Source organism: Terriglobus albidus, from assembly GCF_025685425.1.
GTDB lineage: Bacteria > Acidobacteriota > Terriglobia > Terriglobales > Acidobacteriaceae > Terriglobus > Terriglobus albidus.
Map to the genome: position 1 here is coordinate 1 of NZ_JAGTAS010000057.1, position 18,435 is coordinate 18,435.

The following is an 18,435-nucleotide window of genomic DNA, read 5'->3' on the forward strand; positions in this document are numbered from 1 at the left end:
AACGGAACGCGTTCTTCGGATTGTGCTTCGACAGTACCTTCGTGATCGCTGCCGTCAGCGTCGTCTTACCGTGATCGATATGCCCAATCGTTCCCACGTTTACGTGCGGCTTCGACCGGTCAAATTTCTCCTTCGCCATCTTCTTCTCCGTCCTTAGCTTCTAAGAATTCTTGAATCTGTCTTTGACTTCCGGCTTACTGCTTGCCCTGTACCTTGGCGATAATCTCTTCCGATACCGAGCGCGGAGCCTCTTCATAGTGTGCAAATTGCATCGAGAAGTTGCCGCGTCCCTGTGTCGATCCACGCAGGTTGTTCGAGTAAGCGAACATGGTCGACAGCGGCACCGTCGCCTTGATCACCTGCTGGCCACCCTGCATCTCCATGCCCTCGATACGTCCGCGGCGGGAGTTCAGGTCACCGATCACGGTACCCATGTAATCCTCGGGCACCGTCACTTCGACAGCCATCATCGGCTCCAGAAGCACCGGCTTAGCCTTCTTGGCGGCTTCCTTGAACGCCATGGAACCAGCGATCTTGAAGGCCATTTCGTTCGAGTCAACGTCGTGATAGCTGCCGTCGAAGAGCGAGACCTTGATGTCCACCATTTCGAAGCCAGCAAGAACACCACCCTGCAGCGCTTCCTGGATACCCTGGTCGATCGGCTTGATGTACTCCTTCGGAATCACGCCGCCCTTGATATCGTTGCTGAACTCATAGCCCTTGCCAGGCTCGTTCGGCTCGATACGGATCTTGGCGTGGCCGTAGTTACCCGAACCACCGGTCTGGCGGATGTACTTACCTTCCGCCTCAGCAGCCTGGCGGATGGTTTCACGGTAGGCCACCTGCGGCTTACCAACATTCGCCTCAACCTTGTACTCGCGCATCATACGGTCAACGATGATCTCGAGGTGAAGCTCGCCCATACCCGAGATGATGGTCTGACCGGAATCAGGATCAGTGTGCACCTTGAAGGTGGGATCTTCCTGCGCCAGCTTGGCCAGCGCCATACCCATCTTCTCCTGGTCACTCTTGGTCTTCGGCTCCACCGCAACCGAGATAACCGGATCCGGGAAGTCGATGGACTCAAGAACGATCGGGTTCTTTTCCGTGCAGATCGTGTCGCCCGTAACGAGATTCTTCAAACCAACAGCGGCGCAGATATCGCCGGCCAGAATCTCAGTGATCTCTTCACGCTTGTTGGCGTGCATCTTCAGCAGGCGGCCGATACGCTCAGTCTTGCCGGTACGCGGATTCAGTACCGTGTCACCGGCCTTCAGAACGCCCGAGTACACACGGATGAAGATCAACTGCCCGACAAACGGATCGGTCATGATCTTGAAGCCCAGAGCAGCCAGCGGCTCGTTGTCATCCGACTTACGGATGATCTTCTTTTCCGGGTTGTCAGGATCGATACCCTCGACCGGAGGAATATCGAGCGGGCTCGGCAGGTAATCCACCACAGCGTCGAGCAGCGTCTGTACGCCCTTGTTCTTGAAGGAGGAACCCATCAGAACCGGGAAGATATGCATGCCGATCGTAGCCTTACGGATGGCAGACTTCAGTTCATCCACCGTCGGCTCCTGGCCTTCCAGGAACTTCTCCAGAAGAGCGTCATCGCTCTCGGCAACCGTCTCAATCAGCTGATTGCGGAAGGCAGTCGCCTTCTCCTTCAGGTTCTCGGGAATCTCTTCGACGGAGTACTTGGCGCCCATGGTCTCGTCGTGCCACAGAATGGCGCGCATCTCAACCAGGTCAACCACACCCTTGAAGTTTGCCTCGGCGCCGATGGCAATCTGCAGCATGACAGCCTTGGCTCCCAGACGATCCTTGATGGTCTGGGTTGCATGCTCGGCGTCACCGCCGTTCTTGTCCATCTTATTAATGAAGCAGATACGCGGAACGCGGTACTTGGTAGCCTGACGCCACACCGTCTCCGACTGGGGCTGTACGCCGGCAACAGCATCGAAGCAGGCTACTGCGCCGTCCAGCACGCGCAGCGAGCGCTCTACCTCAGCCGTAAAGTCCACGTGGCCCGGGGTATCGATGATGTTGATGCGGTACTTATTCCAGAAGCAGGTCGTCGCGGCCGAGGTAATCGTAATACCGCGCTCCTGTTCTTGCTCCATCCAGTCCATGGTCGCAGTGCCTTCGTGCACCTCACCGATGCGATGGTTCACACCCGTGTAAAACAGGATGCGCTCCGTCGTTGTCGTCTTACCGGCGTCGATGTGGGCCATGATGCCGATGTTGCGGCATTTGTCCAGCGAGATCGTGCGTGCCACTTTAGTTCTTCTCTTCTGCGAGCTTTCGCTCGCGGTTGCTTCCTACTTGACTCCGGCACATTGCTGCACCGGTACGACTCTTACCCTTGCCCGCGGCGGGTACTACCCGCCGCGGACGAAACTACCAGCGATAGTGAGCGAAGGCTTTGTTCGCCTCGGCCATGCGATGAACGTCTTCCTTCTTCTTCATCGCGGCGCCGCGACCGTTAGCCGCATCCAGCAGCTCGGCGGTCAGCTTATCGACCATGCCCTTTTCGCCACGCGAACGGCTGTAGGTCACCAGCCAGCGGATTGCGAGTGAAGTACGACGCTCCGGGTTCACTTCGATCGGCACCTGATAGTTGGCGCCGCCCACGCGGCGGCTCTTCACTTCCAGCAGGGGCTTCACGTTCTCCACGGCCTTCTTGAACAGCTTGATCGCCTCATCGCCACCCTTGGCCTCGAGGTTCTTCATGCTCTCGTAGAAGATGTTCTGGGCAGTCGACTTCTTGCCGCCCCACATCATGCTGTTCACAAACTTCGTTACCAGGGTGGAGCTGTACACCGGATCCGGAGCAACTTCCCGCTTCGAGATATGACCTTTACGTGGCATTCCTTCTCTTCCTCTTCTTCCCCTGGAGCCGTCGACCTCTCAAGCAACCAGGCTTTTGCCTCGGACCGCATCCGCAGCCCTTAGCAGTTATCACTCAACGACTACTTCGCAGCGGCCTTCGGACGCTTGGCGCCGTACTTCGAGCGGCTCTGCTTACGATTGGCAACGCCAACCGAATCCAGCGTGCCGCGCACGACGTGGTAACGCACACCCGGAAGATCCTTCACACGGCCACCGCGGATCAGCACAATCGAGTGCTCCTGCAGGTTGTGGCCAATGCCAGGGATATATGTCGTCACTTCGATTCCGTTCGTCAGGCGGACACGAGCCACCTTACGCAGAGCCGAGTTCGGCTTCTTCGGGGTCTGGGTGTACACACGGGTGCAGACTCCACGACGCTGGGGCGAACCCTGCAGCGCAGGGCTGGCCGTCTTGTAGCGGGGCGCCGTGCGGCCCTTCTTCACGAGCTGATGAAACGTAGGCACTCTAAAACTCCTTGCAAATCGCTTCCAAACTACTTACGGCAAGCCCGGAGCCCGCAATAAGCCCCAGAACCGCCGCCTAACCAAAACCTTGCGCACTCGCGCAAAATCTCCAGACACCGTTTCCAGGCGCCTGGACGAAGCCCATAGCTTCGCATTCCTTTTACCCACGGCCCATCCAGCAGCCACAGGGCACCACCAACCAGCCAAGCGAATAACAGTCGACGGTGGCCAGGTCTCTCACGCCCACAAACGTACCCTGAGCTTTTCACTCAGAGCAGCCGCAGACCAGCCCGACTCCGTTTCGCTGTTCCGGCCCACATAGCCCATCCCGGGAGGAGGGTGTCGCAGGCTCGATCGAGGGGTTCGCATCCGCTAAGACCATCGGCCTCAACATTGCGATATCTCTATTCTATCCGGAATTTCGCACAGGGTTTTCCACTGGTTATCCCCAGTGATCCCTCCCGCACAGAGCTTTTCTGCCCTACCCGCCGCCGGGAGCTCACTTCTGCCCACACGCGGACGAGTTCCGGAAATACGCGGAACCTCCAAACAATACCAAGAAGTATGAAAAGAGTCAATTCTTTGGCATCGGAAATGCTTGGCCATCGCACAGCTTTTAGTGAGAGTGAAAGAGCGCGTGGTTGACGTCTGGCCAGAACTCCTTAACCAGATCGCTCACCCCATCCAGGGCGACTGCAGTCACCCAGCGCTGGCCTGTTTTGGTCCAGGTCCGTTCCCGGCTTGGGTAATACAAATCGGCGATTCCCGATGCGGCGCCATTGCCAACCACCTCTCCAAAATTAAAACTGCGATGGTCGCTATCCGTACGCGTCACGACCAACCGTGAGAGCGAATAGCCTGTGCGCTTTATCAGTCCACCATGACCCAGGGTGTAGTACCGCGGGTCCTGCCGCGCGATCGCCGGGACTACAGCCTCCGACATCAGGTTGCCGCCCACATTGTCGGCGAAGCTGTGCCAGTAGTAACGGCCGTACCCTGCGGCGCCCTGATGAAACTCCGGATAGGAGTTTTGCGCCATCCCGACCCCGGCCAGAATGCCGACATAGGCGAACGCCGAATAGTCAAAGCTGTCCTGCGCCATCAGCTTGAACTTTTCCTTTGGCGAGAGCGGCGGCAGCACCTGATCTGCCGATACCGAGCGGAAGTTGGGCAGAATACCAAGAATGCGTTTGGTCTGCTGACCATCATCGGGATGCACCTTTGCCTGCTGCTGTGGCTGGGGAGAGTCCGGAAGAGACAACGAAGAAGGCGTCTCTTCGGCATTGATCACAGGGGAAAGGGCTACACCGCTCGCAAGCACAAGTGAAACTACGAATCGGGTACAACGTGCCAGAGATATTTTCAAAAAGGAGTTCCTCTTTCTCAACAGACGCTGGAAGCGCCAAACTGATTCTCTTTGTTAAACCGGAATCTGAACCATTCCACTCCCGGTTCCCAACCACTATTCTGAGACGTATGCGTTCCATCGCCGCCGCCATTCTGTTCTCTGCCGCATTTCTGCCGGCGCAGCAGAGCTCCCGTATCCCGGAACTGCTTGCGGATCTCGCCAAGGTCCGGACGCCTTCGGCTTCCATCCTCTCTCCCGACGGCAACTATGTCGCCTGGGTGGCGCCTGGTACGGCGGGCGATCAGTTGCACCTCTCCAGCTCCAATGGCGCCGGAGAAGACCGCGTTCTCTCTCCCGGTGGCAATGAACTCAAGCCCGCCTGCGCCAGCAAGAGCCCGACCTGGGGGCCGGATTCGAAGACACTCGCCTTTCTCTCAAATTGTTCGCCAGACGGAAAGCGCCAGAAACAGTGGGAGCTCTATCTCTGGACCGCTTCTGACAATCGTTTTCAGCAGCTCACCACTCTAAAGGGAGCACTCGCCAAACCGGCTTTCTCTCCTGATGGACACTCCGTCGCCTTTCTTTTTGTCGAGAACGCGACCCGAGCCGCAGGCGCCACATCAGCCATGAAGCCGCCCGCCGGTGTAATCGGCGAAGATGGCATCGAGATCCAGCGAATCGAGAAGGTCGATCTTGCCGACCACAACCTGCAGTCCGGCGTCACGCCTGCCAATCTGCATGTCTATGAGTTCTCCTGGTCTGCCGATTCGCAAAACATCGCCTTTATTGGGGCCAATCCTCCCGGAGAAAACAACTGGTGGGTCGCCAAGCTCTATACCCTGTCTGTCAAAAAGGCAGGAGATGCCTGCGATGGACAAGGATGCAGGGCCTACTACACTCCTCCTTCGGTCATCGTCGACCCTCAAAAGGCTTCGGGGCCGCTCCATGGACTCCAGATCGCAGTTCCCCGTTTCTCGCCCGACGGGCAAACGATCGCCTTTATTGGCGGCCTGATGTCCGACGAAGGCTCGAACGGAGGCGATGTATACCTCGTTCCCTCGACGGGTGGAGACGCCCGAAACATCACGGAGGGGCGCAAATCGACTCCCGCCTGGATCGACTGGGCTGACAACACCCACCTCGTGGTGAGCGAACACCAGCGCGGAAAGGCTCATCTGGGCATCCTCTCCACCTCCGGCTCAGACATGCCGATCTACCACCTTACGCTGCCGGAGTCGATCGGCTCCGGTCAATCGGCCATGTCGGTCTCTGTCTCCATACCGAGCAAGAAGATGGCGGTAATCCGCCAATCCCTGAATATGGCGCCGGAGGTCTGGGCAGGCGAAATGAAAAACCTGAAGCAGATCTCGCACCTCAATGACACGTTGAAGCCCCTAAACGGTAAGGCCGAGTCCATTGAGTGGAAGAACGAGAACTTCGATGTACAGGGCTGGCTTACGCTGCCTGCCAACTACGATCCGGGTAAGAGGTATCCCCTTATTGTCTCCATCCACGGCGGCCCCTCCTCCGAGATCACCTCCCGTTACGGAGGTGAGCCGGCGCTCTTCTCGGCCCTGGGCTACTTTGTCTTCCAGCCCAACCCGCGCGGTTCCTACGGCCAGGGAGAGTCATTCACCCAGGCCAACCGCAAGGACTTCGGATACGGCGATCTGCGCGACATCCTCGCGGGTCTCGATACCGTCGAAAAGCGATTTCCCATCGACACGGATCGCGTCGGTGTCATGGGCTGGAGTTATGGCGGCTTTATGACGATGTTCTCCATCACCCAGACCAATCGCTTCAAAGCCGCGGTCGCTGGCGCCGGGATCTCCAACTGGCAGAGCTACTATGGCGAAAACTCCATCGACCAGTGGATGATTCCCTTTTTTGGATCATCGGTTTATGACGATCCGGCGGTGTATGCCAGGTCTTCGGCGATCAACTACATCAAGAATGTAAAAACTCCGACCCTGATCATCGTGGGAGACTCGGACGGTGAGTGCCCCATGCCGCAGTCATTTGAGATGTGGCACGCACTGCGCGACCTTGGAGTGACTACGCAGCTCATCGTCTACCCCGGTGAAGGCCATCATTTCGCCGATGCGGGACACAACACCGACCGGCTGGAGCGCACCCTTCGCTGGTTTGAAGAAAAGATGCCCGCGCAAAACTGATTCGAACAGCGGGAGCGGAGAGCCTCTTCCTCTCTTTGTTTCCGGCGCATCGCGATATCTATCGCGCACTGCGTCAACACGGGTGCGAAGGATTGCGGTAAAGACTGATCGCGGCAATGTTTTCAAGAAGAAGACCTGCTGCTTACCATTTGCCGCTCTACCCGTCACCTTTTACACTGAAGCTTAGGAATTCCAAGCAAAGGCGGTATGGACCGTTCGGCGCAGATTCCTGCCGAACGGGGAGGTTGAATGCGGCGGTTTGTTCTTCTTGCTTTTCTGGTGATGTTCTTTATTCCTGTCAGCGTCTCGATCACGGGATGCTCGCGCAATAAGAGCAGTGCCGTCTACTGCAACGGCGGCGATTCCGGTATGTTGACCGGCCAGATCACCACCATTAACCTTGAACCCCGCCTCACCGGCGTCTCTCTCTCCAGTGGACAGATGGGCAGCGTTGGCACGGCCAGCGCCACGGATTGCAAGGGCAATAGTGTCAGCGTCAGCAACTTCACGTATGCCAGCTCCGATACGACCCACACCCTGGTCGATGTGAATCCGTCCACCGGACGCCTCTGCGCCGGAAGCTGGAATCGCAACAGCGCCGGCGGCATTGCAGATTTCACCTACTGCAACAGCACCGGCCTCACCGGAACCGCGACTGTCACGGCCAGCGCCGGCGGAGCCACCAGCAATACGGTCACCGTTTACGTTCATCCCATCATTGGCAGTGTTGCCCTGACGGGGATATCTCAGACGGATTGTGTATCCCAAGGAAAAGCGATCACCCTTGCGGCCGATGCATTCGACACCTCCGGCAATGCAATCAACCCAAGCATCGTTGGTAAATTCACCTTTGCGGCACAAACCTCCGGCATCGTCACCATCGATGAAAACGGCGTAGCCACCGCGGCTCAGCCGGGATCGACTCTTATTACGGCCAGCATCTCGAATGCGACTTCGACTGCGGGCTACTTCTCCACCTGCCCCCCGACCAGCATCGCCCTGAATATCCCGGGCAGCAGTTCTACGAGCGTCAACGTAAACCCGAACACTACACAGCCGATTACGGCGACGGTGCTCGACAAGAACGGGACGACACTCACCAACCTGACGCTGACCTACGTTTCGACCACACCCCGCACGATTCCAGCGGCCTCGGGTTCTGTAACTCCGACCTTCCCCGGCGCCGCCGCGATTACAGCTTTCTGCCTTCCACCGACGTGTAATCCGTCTCCGACGGACCGCGTAGGCCTCTTCGGCAATGGAAAGCCAGTCGCTTCAAATAACATCAACGTCACGACAACCGGCCTCAGCAGCAACTATCTTTACCTGGCCAGCACACAATCGCAATACGTTACCCAGGTCGACATGACGACCGGCAATCTGGGCGCGACTCTCCGTCTGCCCTATGTGCCGAACTCGATGCAGCTCTCTACCGATGGCGCGGCCCTGTACCTTGGTACCAGCAACGAGATCATCACGCTGAATGCCACCTCGAATGCCATCACCAAGGAAGATACGTCCATCTCTGGCCGGGTGATCTCGGTCTCGCCGGACTCAGGCACGGTTGTGATCACCGATCCAAGCCGGAAGCTCATCTACCTGTACACCTCGGCGGGTGTCGTCAGCTCTACCTATGGCGGTGTGGCGACTCGCGCTGCCTGGTCGACCGACAGCACGACTGTCTACATCACCACAGCGGATAACCAACTCATCACGTATTCCACGCCTGCCGGCTGGCACGTGATCGACAACTCTAATCTGACGACAGCAAACGATGTTGCCGTTACGGTACCATCGCTCGGTGCTTACTTCGCCGGGTCGACAGCCACCGTCGGCCACACCTACTGCCACAAGACGACCTATTCCGGGACTTCCGTAAGTTCCATCGAGTACTTCCCCATTGCCGGCGGTACCGCAAGCACGGTTTCAGCGCCTCTGGACCGCATTGCGGCAACGAACGATGGTGCTCATATCCTGGGCGCGCGGATGGTCGGTGGATCGCCACAGATTACGGATATTCCGGTAACTCTGCCGACGGGCGGTTGCCCTACGGCCAGTGGAGCCGTTCCTGATTTCACCCTCAAATCAGCCGCGACGTTCTATAACACCACCGCTACTGGAAACGCTGTCACCAGCATCGTTCCGGCCTCGAACTCAACGGTGGCGTTTGTGACCTACTCGGCAGGGACGACCGGATCGGCTGTCATTCCAGCCTACTTCCCGTCGACCAACACGGTCTCCAACATTGCCCTGGCCACAACCTCCGGTAAGTCAGCGCCGACCGCACCGGTTAGCGGTGTGTTCAGCGCGGATGACGCAACCTTCTTTGTCAGCACGGCAGGCGACAACCAGGTGCACCTCATCAGCAAAGGAACCACAGCTTACAGCGATACCCGGCAGCTCGATCCCAAGCTGCCGGCCTTCAGCGGCAGCGGTTACGCTGTGCCTGACCTTATCGCTGCCAAGCCGCGTACCTTCCAATAACCAGGAGCATGCTCCAAATAAGAAACGCCCGGAACCTTCCGGGCGTTTCTTATTTATGACCGAATCTCCAAACATTTCCGTCCGTTTTTTACTGCAAGCGCTTTTCCAGAACCTCTTTTGCGATTGCGTCCAGCACACCGTTCAGGAAGTTGATGCTCTCCGGAGCTGAGTACTTGCGTCCGATCTCGAGTGCTTCGTTGATGATGATTGGGGCGGGCGTTGCGCGAAAAGCCAGCAGTTCGCCGGTAGCCATCCGCAGAAGATTGCGATCAACAACAGCCATGCGTTCCAGCTTCCAGCGCGCTGAGTGTCCCTCAATCAGCTTGTCGATCTCGTCCTGCCGTTCCGTGGCGACGCGAAAGAGATCTTCGGCGAATCCTCGGGCCTCTTCATCGACTTCCTTTTCTTCGCGCGAGCTCCAAAAGACCTTGCGGACCTGTTCCGGAGTCTGCTTGCCCAGATCGCTCTGATAGAGCATCTGCATCGCCATCTCGCGGCCCTTACGACGTGTTCCTGCTGCCATCAGGCACCCACCTTCTTGCGGATCGACGCCATCTCAATGGCAGCAATCGCTGCTTCAAATCCCTTATTGCCCGCCTTGACGCCGGCACGATCCAGAGCCTGCTCCAGCGTCTCGCAGGTCAGCACGCCGAAAGCATGCGGAATGCCGGTCTCCTGCTGGCTCTGGCCGATTCCCCTTGCCACCTCGTTATAGATAGCCTCGTAGTGCGCGGTCTCGCCGCGCAACAGCAGACCGAGCGTAATGATGCCGTCAAAACGCTTCTGATCCGCCAGGGTACGTGCAGCCGAAGGAATCTCCCAGCAGCCCGGCACGCGAACGATCTCGATATCACTGCGGCCGACGCCGCTACGCAGCAACGCATCGAGCGAGCCCTGCAGCAGGCGATCGGTAATGACAGCATTCCAGCGTGCGACTACGATGGCGAACTTCATCCCGGTGGCAATCAGGTCGCCTTCAATAGCGGCCGGCTTGCCCTTCACCGGATCATCCCACTCCCAGAAGCCAATCGTCATACCGGCAACGGGTTCGGCGGTAAACAGGCGCGACTTCCAGGGCTGAAGAGCAATTTCGGTGGGCGCGGGCGCATCATGTGCCGCAGCCCAGGCTTTCACAACCTCGTAGACGCCATCAACCTGGGTTACCTCAACTAGCAGAGGAGGGGCCTTGGGCTCCCTACCGGTCACAAACTCAACGTTCCCCAGCGGCGCGCGGAACGGGGCGCCCTTGCCTCCGTCCAGCTCCCAGCCTTTGCCGGGCTCGAATCCAAGCGCCTCAAACAGGCTCATCAACCGCTCAAAATCCTTGGCGGAAGGCACGCTCCGCACCAGCGTCAAACCCTTGATCATAAGGCTCTATTGTACGGCCTTGGTATTCTAGATACTGTGTTGAAGCCCTTCCTCGCCATTTTCGCCGTTTCTCTCTCCCTGCCTCTCCTTAATGGCTGCCGCAGCAGTGCCTCCGCCAGTAGTCTCGGCATGGGCAGCACGCTCAATCATCAGCAGACGGAAGAGATCCGGGTTGAGCTTGATCGCGAGATTCCCCCGCCCACAAAGAATCGCTATCTGACGATCCAGGATCTCTCCAACTGGGAGAACCCGTCGATCACCGTGCAGGAGAACATGCTTTCGCTGCATGTACTCATGGCGGACGCGAATCCATCTGAATACGGTAAGGGCACGATGATCCGGCCGGTGGCCGCACGCAAACAGGAACTCACCATCCGCGTTGCGGATCTTCCCGCTGCGCTCAATGCCATTCCTCGCGATGCCTGGCCGTATGGCCGCGTCATCGCCATCGAGGAGGCCCATGACGCCCCGCTCGCCGTGCGGCCGACCATTCGCCGCAATATGGAAAAGGCCATGCAGACCCTCAACGAGCTTGGTATCGTCATCAACGAGTGGAATACATCGGGCAGCTCATCCCACTGACAACTATGACCAATCGATCTGCTCCGCCATCTTCGGTGATTCCGGTCCTCCGTTATCCCGATATCGTGACTGTCGCAGCGTGGTTGAAGCAGGCATTCGGGTTTCGCGAACGCCTGCGCGTTGGGGGAAACCATCGCATCCAGATGCATGCTTCGGGAGGTCACATCATCCTGCATCAGGCGGAGGTGGAACCGTCGCGGAGCACCTCGATCATGATTCGTACCGACCGGATCGATGAACTCTTTGCAAACGCCATCGCACATGGAGCGGTTGCGCTACGAGATCCTCAAACACATATGTATGGCGAACGCCAATGTACGTTGCAGGATCCCTTCGGCCAGGTTTGGGACTTTACGCAGACGATTGAGGATATCGATCCAGCGAGCTGGGGTGGTGACGCTGTAGAGCTCTGAGAAGCTATCGATCTCTGATCGGCTGCTTGCACCGCCGGGCGTGCACCTTGTACCCTCACCCTGAACCCTGTACCCATGCCTGCGACTATTCATACGACCGCCCTGGCCGTCTTCTGCGCCTTCTTCGTCCTTGTTACGCTCGCTGGATTCTGGGCTGCCCGTTGGCGGCGTCCAGATGGCGGCATTCATTCTCTGGAAGAGTGGGGTCTGGCCGGCCGCAGCTTCGGCACATGGATCACCTGGTTCCTTATCGGTGGCGATCTCTACACCGCCTACACCGTCATCGCCGTTCCCTCGGCGCTCTACGGTGGCGGCGCTATGGCCTTCTTCGCCGTCCCTTATGCCATTATCGCCTATCCCTACATGATGATGGTCCTGCCTCGGCTATGGGCCGTTAGCCATCGCCACGGCTATGTCACATTCGCCGATTTTGTTCGCGGGCGCTTTGGAAACCGCGCGTTGACGATCGCGATTGGCGTCACCGGCATTCTGGCACTGATGCCCTATATCGCGCTGCAACTCGTCGGTATGCAGGCGGTGATCGCCGCCATGGGTGTCCATGGCGAATGGCCGTTGGTAGCGGCGTTCATCATCCTGGCCGCCTACACTTACTCCTCGGGTCTGCGTGCGCCGGCAGTGATCGCCATCGTGAAAGACATCATGCTGTATGTGATGGTCTTTACCGCCATCATTGTTCTTCCGCTCAAGCTCGGCGGTTATGGGCATATCTTCTCTACAGCCGCGGCAGCGCTTGCAACCCATAAGCCCGCAGGATCACTGCTGCTGAAGCCGCCGCAGTATCTGGCTTATTCTTCGCTGGCGATCGGATCGGCCATTGCGCTGATGCTTTATCCCCATACCGCCACCGGTGTGCTTTCAGCGAAGAGCGCCAATGTCGTGCGCCGCAATGCCGCACTGCTGCCTGCCTACAGCTTCCTTCTGGGACTAATCGCGCTGCTTGGCTATGTCGCACTGACCGCGGGCATTGCGCCGAAGACCGCTGCCGGCACACTGGATAGCAGCGCCGTTGTCCCGACGCTCTTCGTGTCGATGTTTCCTGGCTGGTTCTCCGGCTTCTGCCTTGCAGCCATTGGCATCGGCGCTCTCGTACCTGCGGCCATCATGTCGATCGCAGCCGCCAATCTCTTTACCCGCAATCTGCTGGCGGAGATCATTGGCCGTCATCTGACTCCCGCGCAGGAGTCCAACACAGCCAAGATCGTCTCTCTGGTCATCAAATTCGGAGCGCTGATCTTCGTGCTCCTGGCTTCCTCTTCCTATGCCATCGAGATGCAGTTGCTAGGCGGTATCTGGATTGGACAGATCTTTCCGGCCGTGGTGCTCGGCTGCTTCACCCGCAAACTTCACCCCTGGGCTCTCTTCTCAGGATGGGGAGCAGGCATGATCACCGGTACCTGGATGGCGTGGTCACTACAGCTCAAGAGCTCGGCTTATCCGGTGCATCTCTTCGGGCAGACATACACCATCTATGCCGCCATTCCGGCGCTGCTGGTGAATCTTGCTCTTGCCTTAGCTCTCACCCCGCTGTTCAACGCGCTGGGGCTATGCAAGGGGACGGATCAGACGCAACCGGAAGACTATATTGCATAGACGTGATTGTTTTCCGGCTCGTGCTGAAAGCTAGCTTCGCCAATCGCGCGGAATGATAAACGAAGAAGCGGTCTCGCTTCGCTCGATACCCCACGCTAAGCCCCAGCTAACAAGTTCGCCGGGGACCCCACCCTTTCGCTCACGCGAAAGAATGGGGCAATGGCTCCATGCGTTGATCTAATACCCGGCGTTGTTCACAACGTTTTCCAGTGGCTCGCCGTTGAGATAGCGCTCAATCTGTTTTCCAATAAAGCCGAACGCACGTTCCATGAAGTTCGGCGTCAGCCCTGCAATATGCGGCGTAATAAGGCAATTGGGCGCGCTCCATAGTGGATGCCCTTCGGGCAGAGGCTCCGGGTCCGTCACATCCAGCGCGGCGCGGATCTTGCCTTCCTGCAGCACCGCCACCAGGTCTTCGGTGACCACGATCGGTCCGCGGGCGGCGTTGACCAGCAGAGCCCCATCCCGTAACCGTTCCAGACGTTCCCGTCCGAACATGCCCTTAGTCTCCGCAGTGAGCGGCAGCAACAGCACCACGATATCCGCCTGCGGCAGCAGAGCATCCAGCTCACTGATAGCGTGTACTTCCACCGGCTCTGTCCGCGCTGAACGGGCGACGCGGATCACCTTCTTCACACCGAAGACCTTCAACTTTTCCTCGGTCGCCGCTCCGATCGATCCGTAGCCGACGATCAATACCGTCCGGCCCCAAAGTTCTTCGCTGAGCACGCGATAGCGACCGCGGGTATGGGTTCTCTCACTGAGGAAGGGGTTGCGCAACTTCCAGTCGCCGATCCACTTTCTCTCTTCCTGCCCCTTGGCGTACACCGGCAGCCACTTCAGTGAGGCCAGGATGGCTGTCATTACCCATTCGCTGGTCGAGACATCATGGATGCCGCGTCCGTCGCACAAAGTCATGCCATCGCGCCTCCACGGCAGGACCCAGTCGACGCCGGCCATGGCGGATTGCATGACCTTCACTCCCTGCACAAGCGGCATCTGTGCCTCGGCTTCGACGCGGTTAAAGGGCAGAACCCAGAATTCGATCTCAATCGCCTCCTTCAGATCTTTCGGCATCTTTACCAGCTCAATACCACTTGGAAAGAACCCCGACAACTCCTCCGGCAGATCCGCCTGCACCCCGACACGCACCATTTGCGATTCCCTCTCCATCTAGAGCATTTTCACTGTTGCTGGGTATCCCGGAAAAGGCGTGCAGCGGCGTTTTCATTGCGGAAAACGCCCATAAATGCGGATCCTCTGGGTACACCTGCAGTGAAAATGCTCTAAAGCACTGATAACACCCTAGTCCTTGCACCTTATATCAAATTCCCGTATTCTTAAACCTCGTAGGGAATGTGGCGCGTGAGTAGCCGCAGCCTCTCCCAAATCCCCGACAACCGGGTTGAAAGAAAAGGTTTATCGATGGCGAATCACGTCTCCTCTCTCAAGCGCGCACGTCAGACGGAGCGCAAGACTGCGGTCAACCGCGCTAACAAGTCCAAGCTGCGTGGTTCTCTGCGCGAGCTTCGCGAATCCCTCGCCACTGGCGACGCGACTGCCGCCGCTGAGCAGTTCAAGGCCACCGTTTCGGTGCTCGACAAGTCCGTCCAGAAGGGTGTGCTGCACAAGAACACCGCTTCCCGCTATAAGAGCCGTCTGGCCGCTCGCCTGAAGACTGCGGCTACCACGACTCCCGTGGCTGCTGCCGCCAAGGCCAAGCCCGCGAAGAAGTCTGCCAAGAAGGCCTAAGCCTTTTCGCTCTCTCTGCAAGCCCGCTCTCTGGAGCGGGCTTTTGCATTTCCTATCTATCTCCATCGCCGCTGGTGAGGTGGATCCGCGCCTCTCCTGGCCTGGGAGCCGCGGACAGGGCATGCTGGAGTTCCTTCTTCTCCTGCGCCGTCGGCGGCGGCAGGTTGAAGATCTCGATCGACCGGCCCTCCGCGACTGCCAGGCGCGAGCCATCGGGTGACAAATCGAAGTTCAGGCCGGCCTGCTGCGGAGGAACAGCAAGAATCTTCGCCAGTGGACGTCCACTGCTGGTTTGGTAGATCTGAATCTCCTGACCCTGTACTGTCTCGGGGGTGTTGGAGCTAACGCCGCTTCCCATCATGGACAAAAGGCGACTATAGGCGAAACGTCCCGCTTTGGGGGCAGTTTTCAGGGACGGCGAGTTGGATTCCCCGGCCAACACCATTACCCATAGCGCCTTCCCTTCCAGGTCGAAGGCGCCGATCTCGGAGTGCGCCACGTCCCCACGGCAACCCAGGGCAATAAACTCGAAGCCACTGACAAACGCAGCCACAGGAGGACAACTGGTCTCCAGACCCGCCAGGTCTATGGCCTGCCCTCCACCATACGGCTTCCACTCAAATCCCCAGTGCTGGTTGTCCTCTCGCACCAGATCCAAAAGCCCGGCGGAGAGCATCGGAACCGAAGCGGCCCCGGCAAAGTCTGCATCTCCGCGGATCTGATAGACGATCGATCCATCCTTCTCCACCTGTTCCGCAAAGATGGCCTTCGTCTTCAACCGCTGTTTCAGCTTGCCTGGGTCACCCTTCAGCGAATCAGGCTGCTCCTGCATCTCGATCTGGAGAAAGGTCCCATCCGGGCTGATACCAATCCCTTTAAACGCCCCTTCTGCAATCAGGAGCTCGTTATCAACGAACGGTCTGTCCGCCTTCAGCGCCTCAAGAGGAGAGAAGGTCGAAAGCCGTCCGCGGATTCGTAACAGAAACTGTCCCCTGCCGAGGCGCCAGAGATAACGCCATCCATCGTGCAGGCGCCACTTTGTCTCACCAACAACAGTTCCCGAGGGAAGCTCGATGAGCTGTGCCTTTACCATCCGGTCTTCATCGGTATCAGGGTCATCGACGATACGCGGCAGCAGCTCCTTGACCGGGAAGGTCACCAGCAGATGCTTCTCGTCAACAAAGTCGATGGTCTGGTACACGGTGCGATCCAGAAGGAACCTGGCCTGCGGCAACATCACGCCCGGCACATCAATTCGTAGATCCGCTTTTTGAGTCTTTGGGACCTGTAGCTGGTAGGGCGATGTCTTCTGCGGCTTTGGCGACGGCAATGGAATCTGAGCTTGCGCAAACAAAGCCGCATGCACACAGAGCATGGCTAATCCCCAGATCGCATTGGCCCCTCGTATCTGCATCTTGCGTGTGACTCCCACTCTTTCATAACGACGCTCTCACCCGCCACTCCCCTCAGGTGTGCGACATTGAAGAGATGGCCCTTTCACACAGCCGAACCTCAGGATTTCTGGCCTGCGCCACTGCAGGCACCTTCTGGGGCATGGGTTTTTACTTTGGCAAGATTGCCCTGGCCGAGATGAGCGTGGGCCACATGGTCTTTTACCGCTTCTTGTTCGCCACCCTGGCGATGCTTCCCGTCGTGCTGACCCGGCGGCCAGGGCTTTCGCGCTCCGAATGGGGCATATTGCTGCTTGGCACCTTCCTTGGGATTCCGCTGCAATTCCTCCTTCAGTTCAAGGGGCTTTCGCTCACCACCGTCTCCCATGCCGCCCTGATGGTAGGCACGATGCCGGTCATCCTGGCTGTTGGGGCTACTCTGTTTGCACACGAACGTCTCGACTGGATCGGCTGGACCTCTCTTGCGGTCTCGACGACCGGTGCGGCACTCATCGCTACAGGAGGACGCCACAGTCATGCAGCGGGTGATCCTACGCTTGCCGGCGACTTGCTGGTGGTTCTTTCACTGCTGATCGCCCTCTTCTGGGTTCTCTGTAACAAACGGCTCATGGGAAACCATTCTGCATTGGTGATCACCGCCTACAGCTTAATGAGCGGCATGCTGATGCTCTGCGTGATTGTTCCTGCCATGTATGGGTTGCCTCCGACGCATGGCATATCGCTGAAGGCCTGGCTTGCCCTCGCTGCCAGCGGCTTCCTATGTACGGCTGCCTCCACCTTCCTGTGGAACTATGGCATCGCTCATATTCCCGCATCGCAAGCCGGCGTCTTTCTCAACATGGAACCGCTCATGGGCTCCATCCTCGGCGTTACTCTCTTGAGAGAGACGTTAGGACCGACCGGCATCGCAGGCGGCCTGCTGATCCTCATGGCCGCCATCACACTTACCACCAAGTCCAGGGCTCGCGTCAAAGAGCCGGACTGCATCCCTACGTAGAGAGTTCCCTTGCAGCAATCACCACGCCTCCTCGCCATCGATATTGACGGCACCCTGCTTCCGCCGGAGGGCAAAGTCACGCAACGTACCATCGATGCGTTGCTTCGCGCCCAGGAAGCCGGCATTCACATCGCTATTGCTACCGGCCGGCGGCACTGCTATGCCCTGCGCGTGCTTCGTGAGATCGGTCTGGCGCCGCACAATACTCTTATCTCTTCCAACGGAGCCGTGCTGCGCAACTTCAACCATGAGTTGCTGCACCGCTCCACGCTTGCCCGCGATACGTCACTCTGGCTGGCACAGCATCTCGCCGATTTCCGCGACACGCTGGTTCTCACCTTTGACCTTGTCGGACCTGATGGCGAAGATGCTCGCGGCGCCCTCGTGGTTGAGCATCTCGACCATCTGCATCAGTCCATCAACCGGTGGATGGTTGCCAACGAGCCTTATATCTCCCACGTCAACCCGATCGAGGATGCCCTTACCGGCGATTCTCCTATTCAGGCAATGCTCTGCGGCACCATTGATCACATGCAACAGGCGGAAGCTCACCTGCTTGCACATGAGCATGTGTACTCCGCCAATCACGATTCTCTCGAACGGCTGCATACTGCTCGTGTCGCGATCCACCGCACGGAATATCCTGAGCGCGATCTCTGCATCGTCGACATTCTTCCCGCCGGATGCTCCAAGGGTATTGCCCTGGAGCGGCTCGCCCACAGTTTGAGTCTTCCCATGGGGCAGACGCTCGCTGTCGGCGATAACTGGAACGATCTTTCGATGCTGCAGACTGCGGGCAGCGCGGCGCTGATGGCCAATGCGCCACCGGATCTACTTGCTCTCGCGCACCGGCACGGATGGCGCGTGCTGCCCTCTCATGCGGAAGAGGGCGTCGCGCATCTTCTGGAGGATCTACTCAGTACGGCAAAATAACG

The 18,435-nt window shown here is 58.3% G+C and carries 17 protein-coding genes; 8 read left to right on the forward strand and 9 right to left on the reverse strand.

Annotated elements, in window-relative coordinates; all coding sequences use genetic code 11:
- The 5 genes from OHL21_RS16335 to OHL21_RS16355 form a co-directional block, all read right to left on the reverse strand.
- On the reverse strand, window positions 1–139 hold a 139-nt coding region (locus tag OHL21_RS16335; protein ID WP_263416718.1), incomplete at its 3' end, for a GTP-binding protein.
- 55 nt (window positions 140–194) lie between these two features.
- Window positions 195–2,282: an elongation factor G gene (fusA, locus tag OHL21_RS16340; protein WP_263418359.1), complete on the reverse strand. Its 2,088-nt coding sequence runs from the start codon at window positions 2,280–2,282 to the stop codon at window positions 195–197.
- Between the two features lie 121 nt (window positions 2,283–2,403).
- Window positions 2,404–2,874 carry a 30S ribosomal protein S7 gene (gene rpsG, locus OHL21_RS16345; protein ID WP_147648594.1) on the reverse strand — a complete coding sequence of 157 codons (471 nt, stop codon included), beginning with the start codon at window positions 2,872–2,874 and terminating at the stop codon, window positions 2,404–2,406.
- A 101-nt stretch (window positions 2,875–2,975) separates the two neighbouring features.
- Entirely contained in the window at window positions 2,976–3,359 is a 384-nt protein-coding gene (rpsL, locus tag OHL21_RS16350) for a 30S ribosomal protein S12 (protein WP_147648595.1), read from the reverse strand.
- A 616-nt stretch (window positions 3,360–3,975) separates the two neighbouring features.
- Entirely contained in the window at window positions 3,976–4,725 is a 750-nt protein-coding gene (locus tag OHL21_RS16355) for a hypothetical protein (protein ID WP_263418360.1), read from the reverse strand.
- 110 nt (window positions 4,726–4,835) lie between these two features.
- Here OHL21_RS16355 and OHL21_RS16360 point away from each other — a divergent pair, with 110 nt between their 5' ends.
- Complete coding sequence (locus tag OHL21_RS16360; RefSeq protein WP_263418361.1) at window positions 4,836–6,881, forward strand: S9 family peptidase; 2,046 nt, start codon at window positions 4,836–4,838, stop codon at window positions 6,879–6,881.
- Between the two features lie 249 nt (window positions 6,882–7,130).
- Complete coding sequence (locus OHL21_RS16365; protein WP_263418362.1) at window positions 7,131–9,365, forward strand: hypothetical protein; 2,235 nt, start codon at window positions 7,131–7,133, stop codon at window positions 9,363–9,365.
- A gap of 88 nt (window positions 9,366–9,453) precedes the next feature.
- Here the strand turns inward: OHL21_RS16365 and nusB are convergent, their stop codons facing one another.
- Window positions 9,454–9,888, reverse strand: a complete 435-nt coding sequence (gene nusB / locus OHL21_RS16370) for a transcription antitermination factor NusB (RefSeq protein ID WP_147648599.1) — start codon at window positions 9,886–9,888, stop codon at window positions 9,454–9,456.
- On the reverse strand, window positions 9,888–10,733 hold the full coding sequence (gene ribH / locus OHL21_RS24410) for a 6,7-dimethyl-8-ribityllumazine synthase (protein WP_317889991.1): 846 nt from the start codon (window positions 10,731–10,733) through the stop codon (window positions 9,888–9,890). The genes nusB and ribH overlap by 1 nt, the downstream gene beginning before the upstream one ends.
- A 36-nt stretch (window positions 10,734–10,769) precedes the next feature.
- Here ribH and OHL21_RS16380 point away from each other — a divergent pair, with 36 nt between their 5' ends.
- From OHL21_RS16380 to mctP, 3 genes are all read left to right on the forward strand, one after another.
- On the forward strand, window positions 10,770–11,315 hold the full coding sequence (locus OHL21_RS16380; RefSeq protein ID WP_399258757.1) for a hypothetical protein: 546 nt from the start codon (window positions 10,770–10,772) through the stop codon (window positions 11,313–11,315).
- 5 nt (window positions 11,316–11,320) lie between these two features.
- The gene (locus tag OHL21_RS16385) at window positions 11,321–11,728 is read left to right on the forward strand and encodes a VOC family protein (RefSeq protein WP_263418364.1); all 408 of its coding nucleotides are present in this window, start codon (window positions 11,321–11,323) and stop codon (window positions 11,726–11,728) included.
- Between the two features lie 75 nt (window positions 11,729–11,803).
- Entirely contained in the window at window positions 11,804–13,339 is a 1,536-nt protein-coding gene (mctP, locus tag OHL21_RS16390; protein WP_263418365.1) for a monocarboxylate uptake permease MctP, read from the forward strand.
- A gap of 177 nt (window positions 13,340–13,516) precedes the next feature.
- On the opposite strand, the gene OHL21_RS16395 is transcribed toward mctP, so the two are convergent.
- Window positions 13,517–14,494: a 2-hydroxyacid dehydrogenase gene (locus tag OHL21_RS16395; protein ID WP_263418366.1), complete on the reverse strand. Its 978-nt coding sequence runs from the start codon at window positions 14,492–14,494 to the stop codon at window positions 13,517–13,519.
- 270 nt (window positions 14,495–14,764) lie between these two features.
- Between OHL21_RS16395 and rpsT the strand changes: the two genes are divergently transcribed.
- Window positions 14,765–15,091 carry a 30S ribosomal protein S20 gene (rpsT, locus tag OHL21_RS16400; RefSeq protein ID WP_263418367.1) on the forward strand — a complete coding sequence of 109 codons (327 nt, stop codon included), beginning with the start codon at window positions 14,765–14,767 and terminating at the stop codon, window positions 15,089–15,091.
- Window positions 15,092–15,143: 52 nt separating this feature from the next.
- Here the strand turns inward: rpsT and OHL21_RS16405 are convergent, their stop codons facing one another.
- Complete coding sequence (locus tag OHL21_RS16405; protein WP_263418368.1) at window positions 15,144–16,505, reverse strand: hypothetical protein; 1,362 nt, start codon at window positions 16,503–16,505, stop codon at window positions 15,144–15,146.
- A 74-nt stretch (window positions 16,506–16,579) separates the two neighbouring features.
- On the opposite strand from OHL21_RS16405, the gene OHL21_RS16410 reads away from it, so the two are divergent.
- Window positions 16,580–17,500: a DMT family transporter gene (locus tag OHL21_RS16410; protein WP_263418369.1), complete on the forward strand. Its 921-nt coding sequence runs from the start codon at window positions 16,580–16,582 to the stop codon at window positions 17,498–17,500.
- A gap of 9 nt (window positions 17,501–17,509) precedes the next feature.
- Window positions 17,510–18,433: an HAD-IIB family hydrolase gene (locus OHL21_RS16415; RefSeq protein WP_263418370.1), complete on the forward strand. Its 924-nt coding sequence runs from the start codon at window positions 17,510–17,512 to the stop codon at window positions 18,431–18,433.
- Window positions 18,434–18,435: the final 2 nt, after the last annotated feature.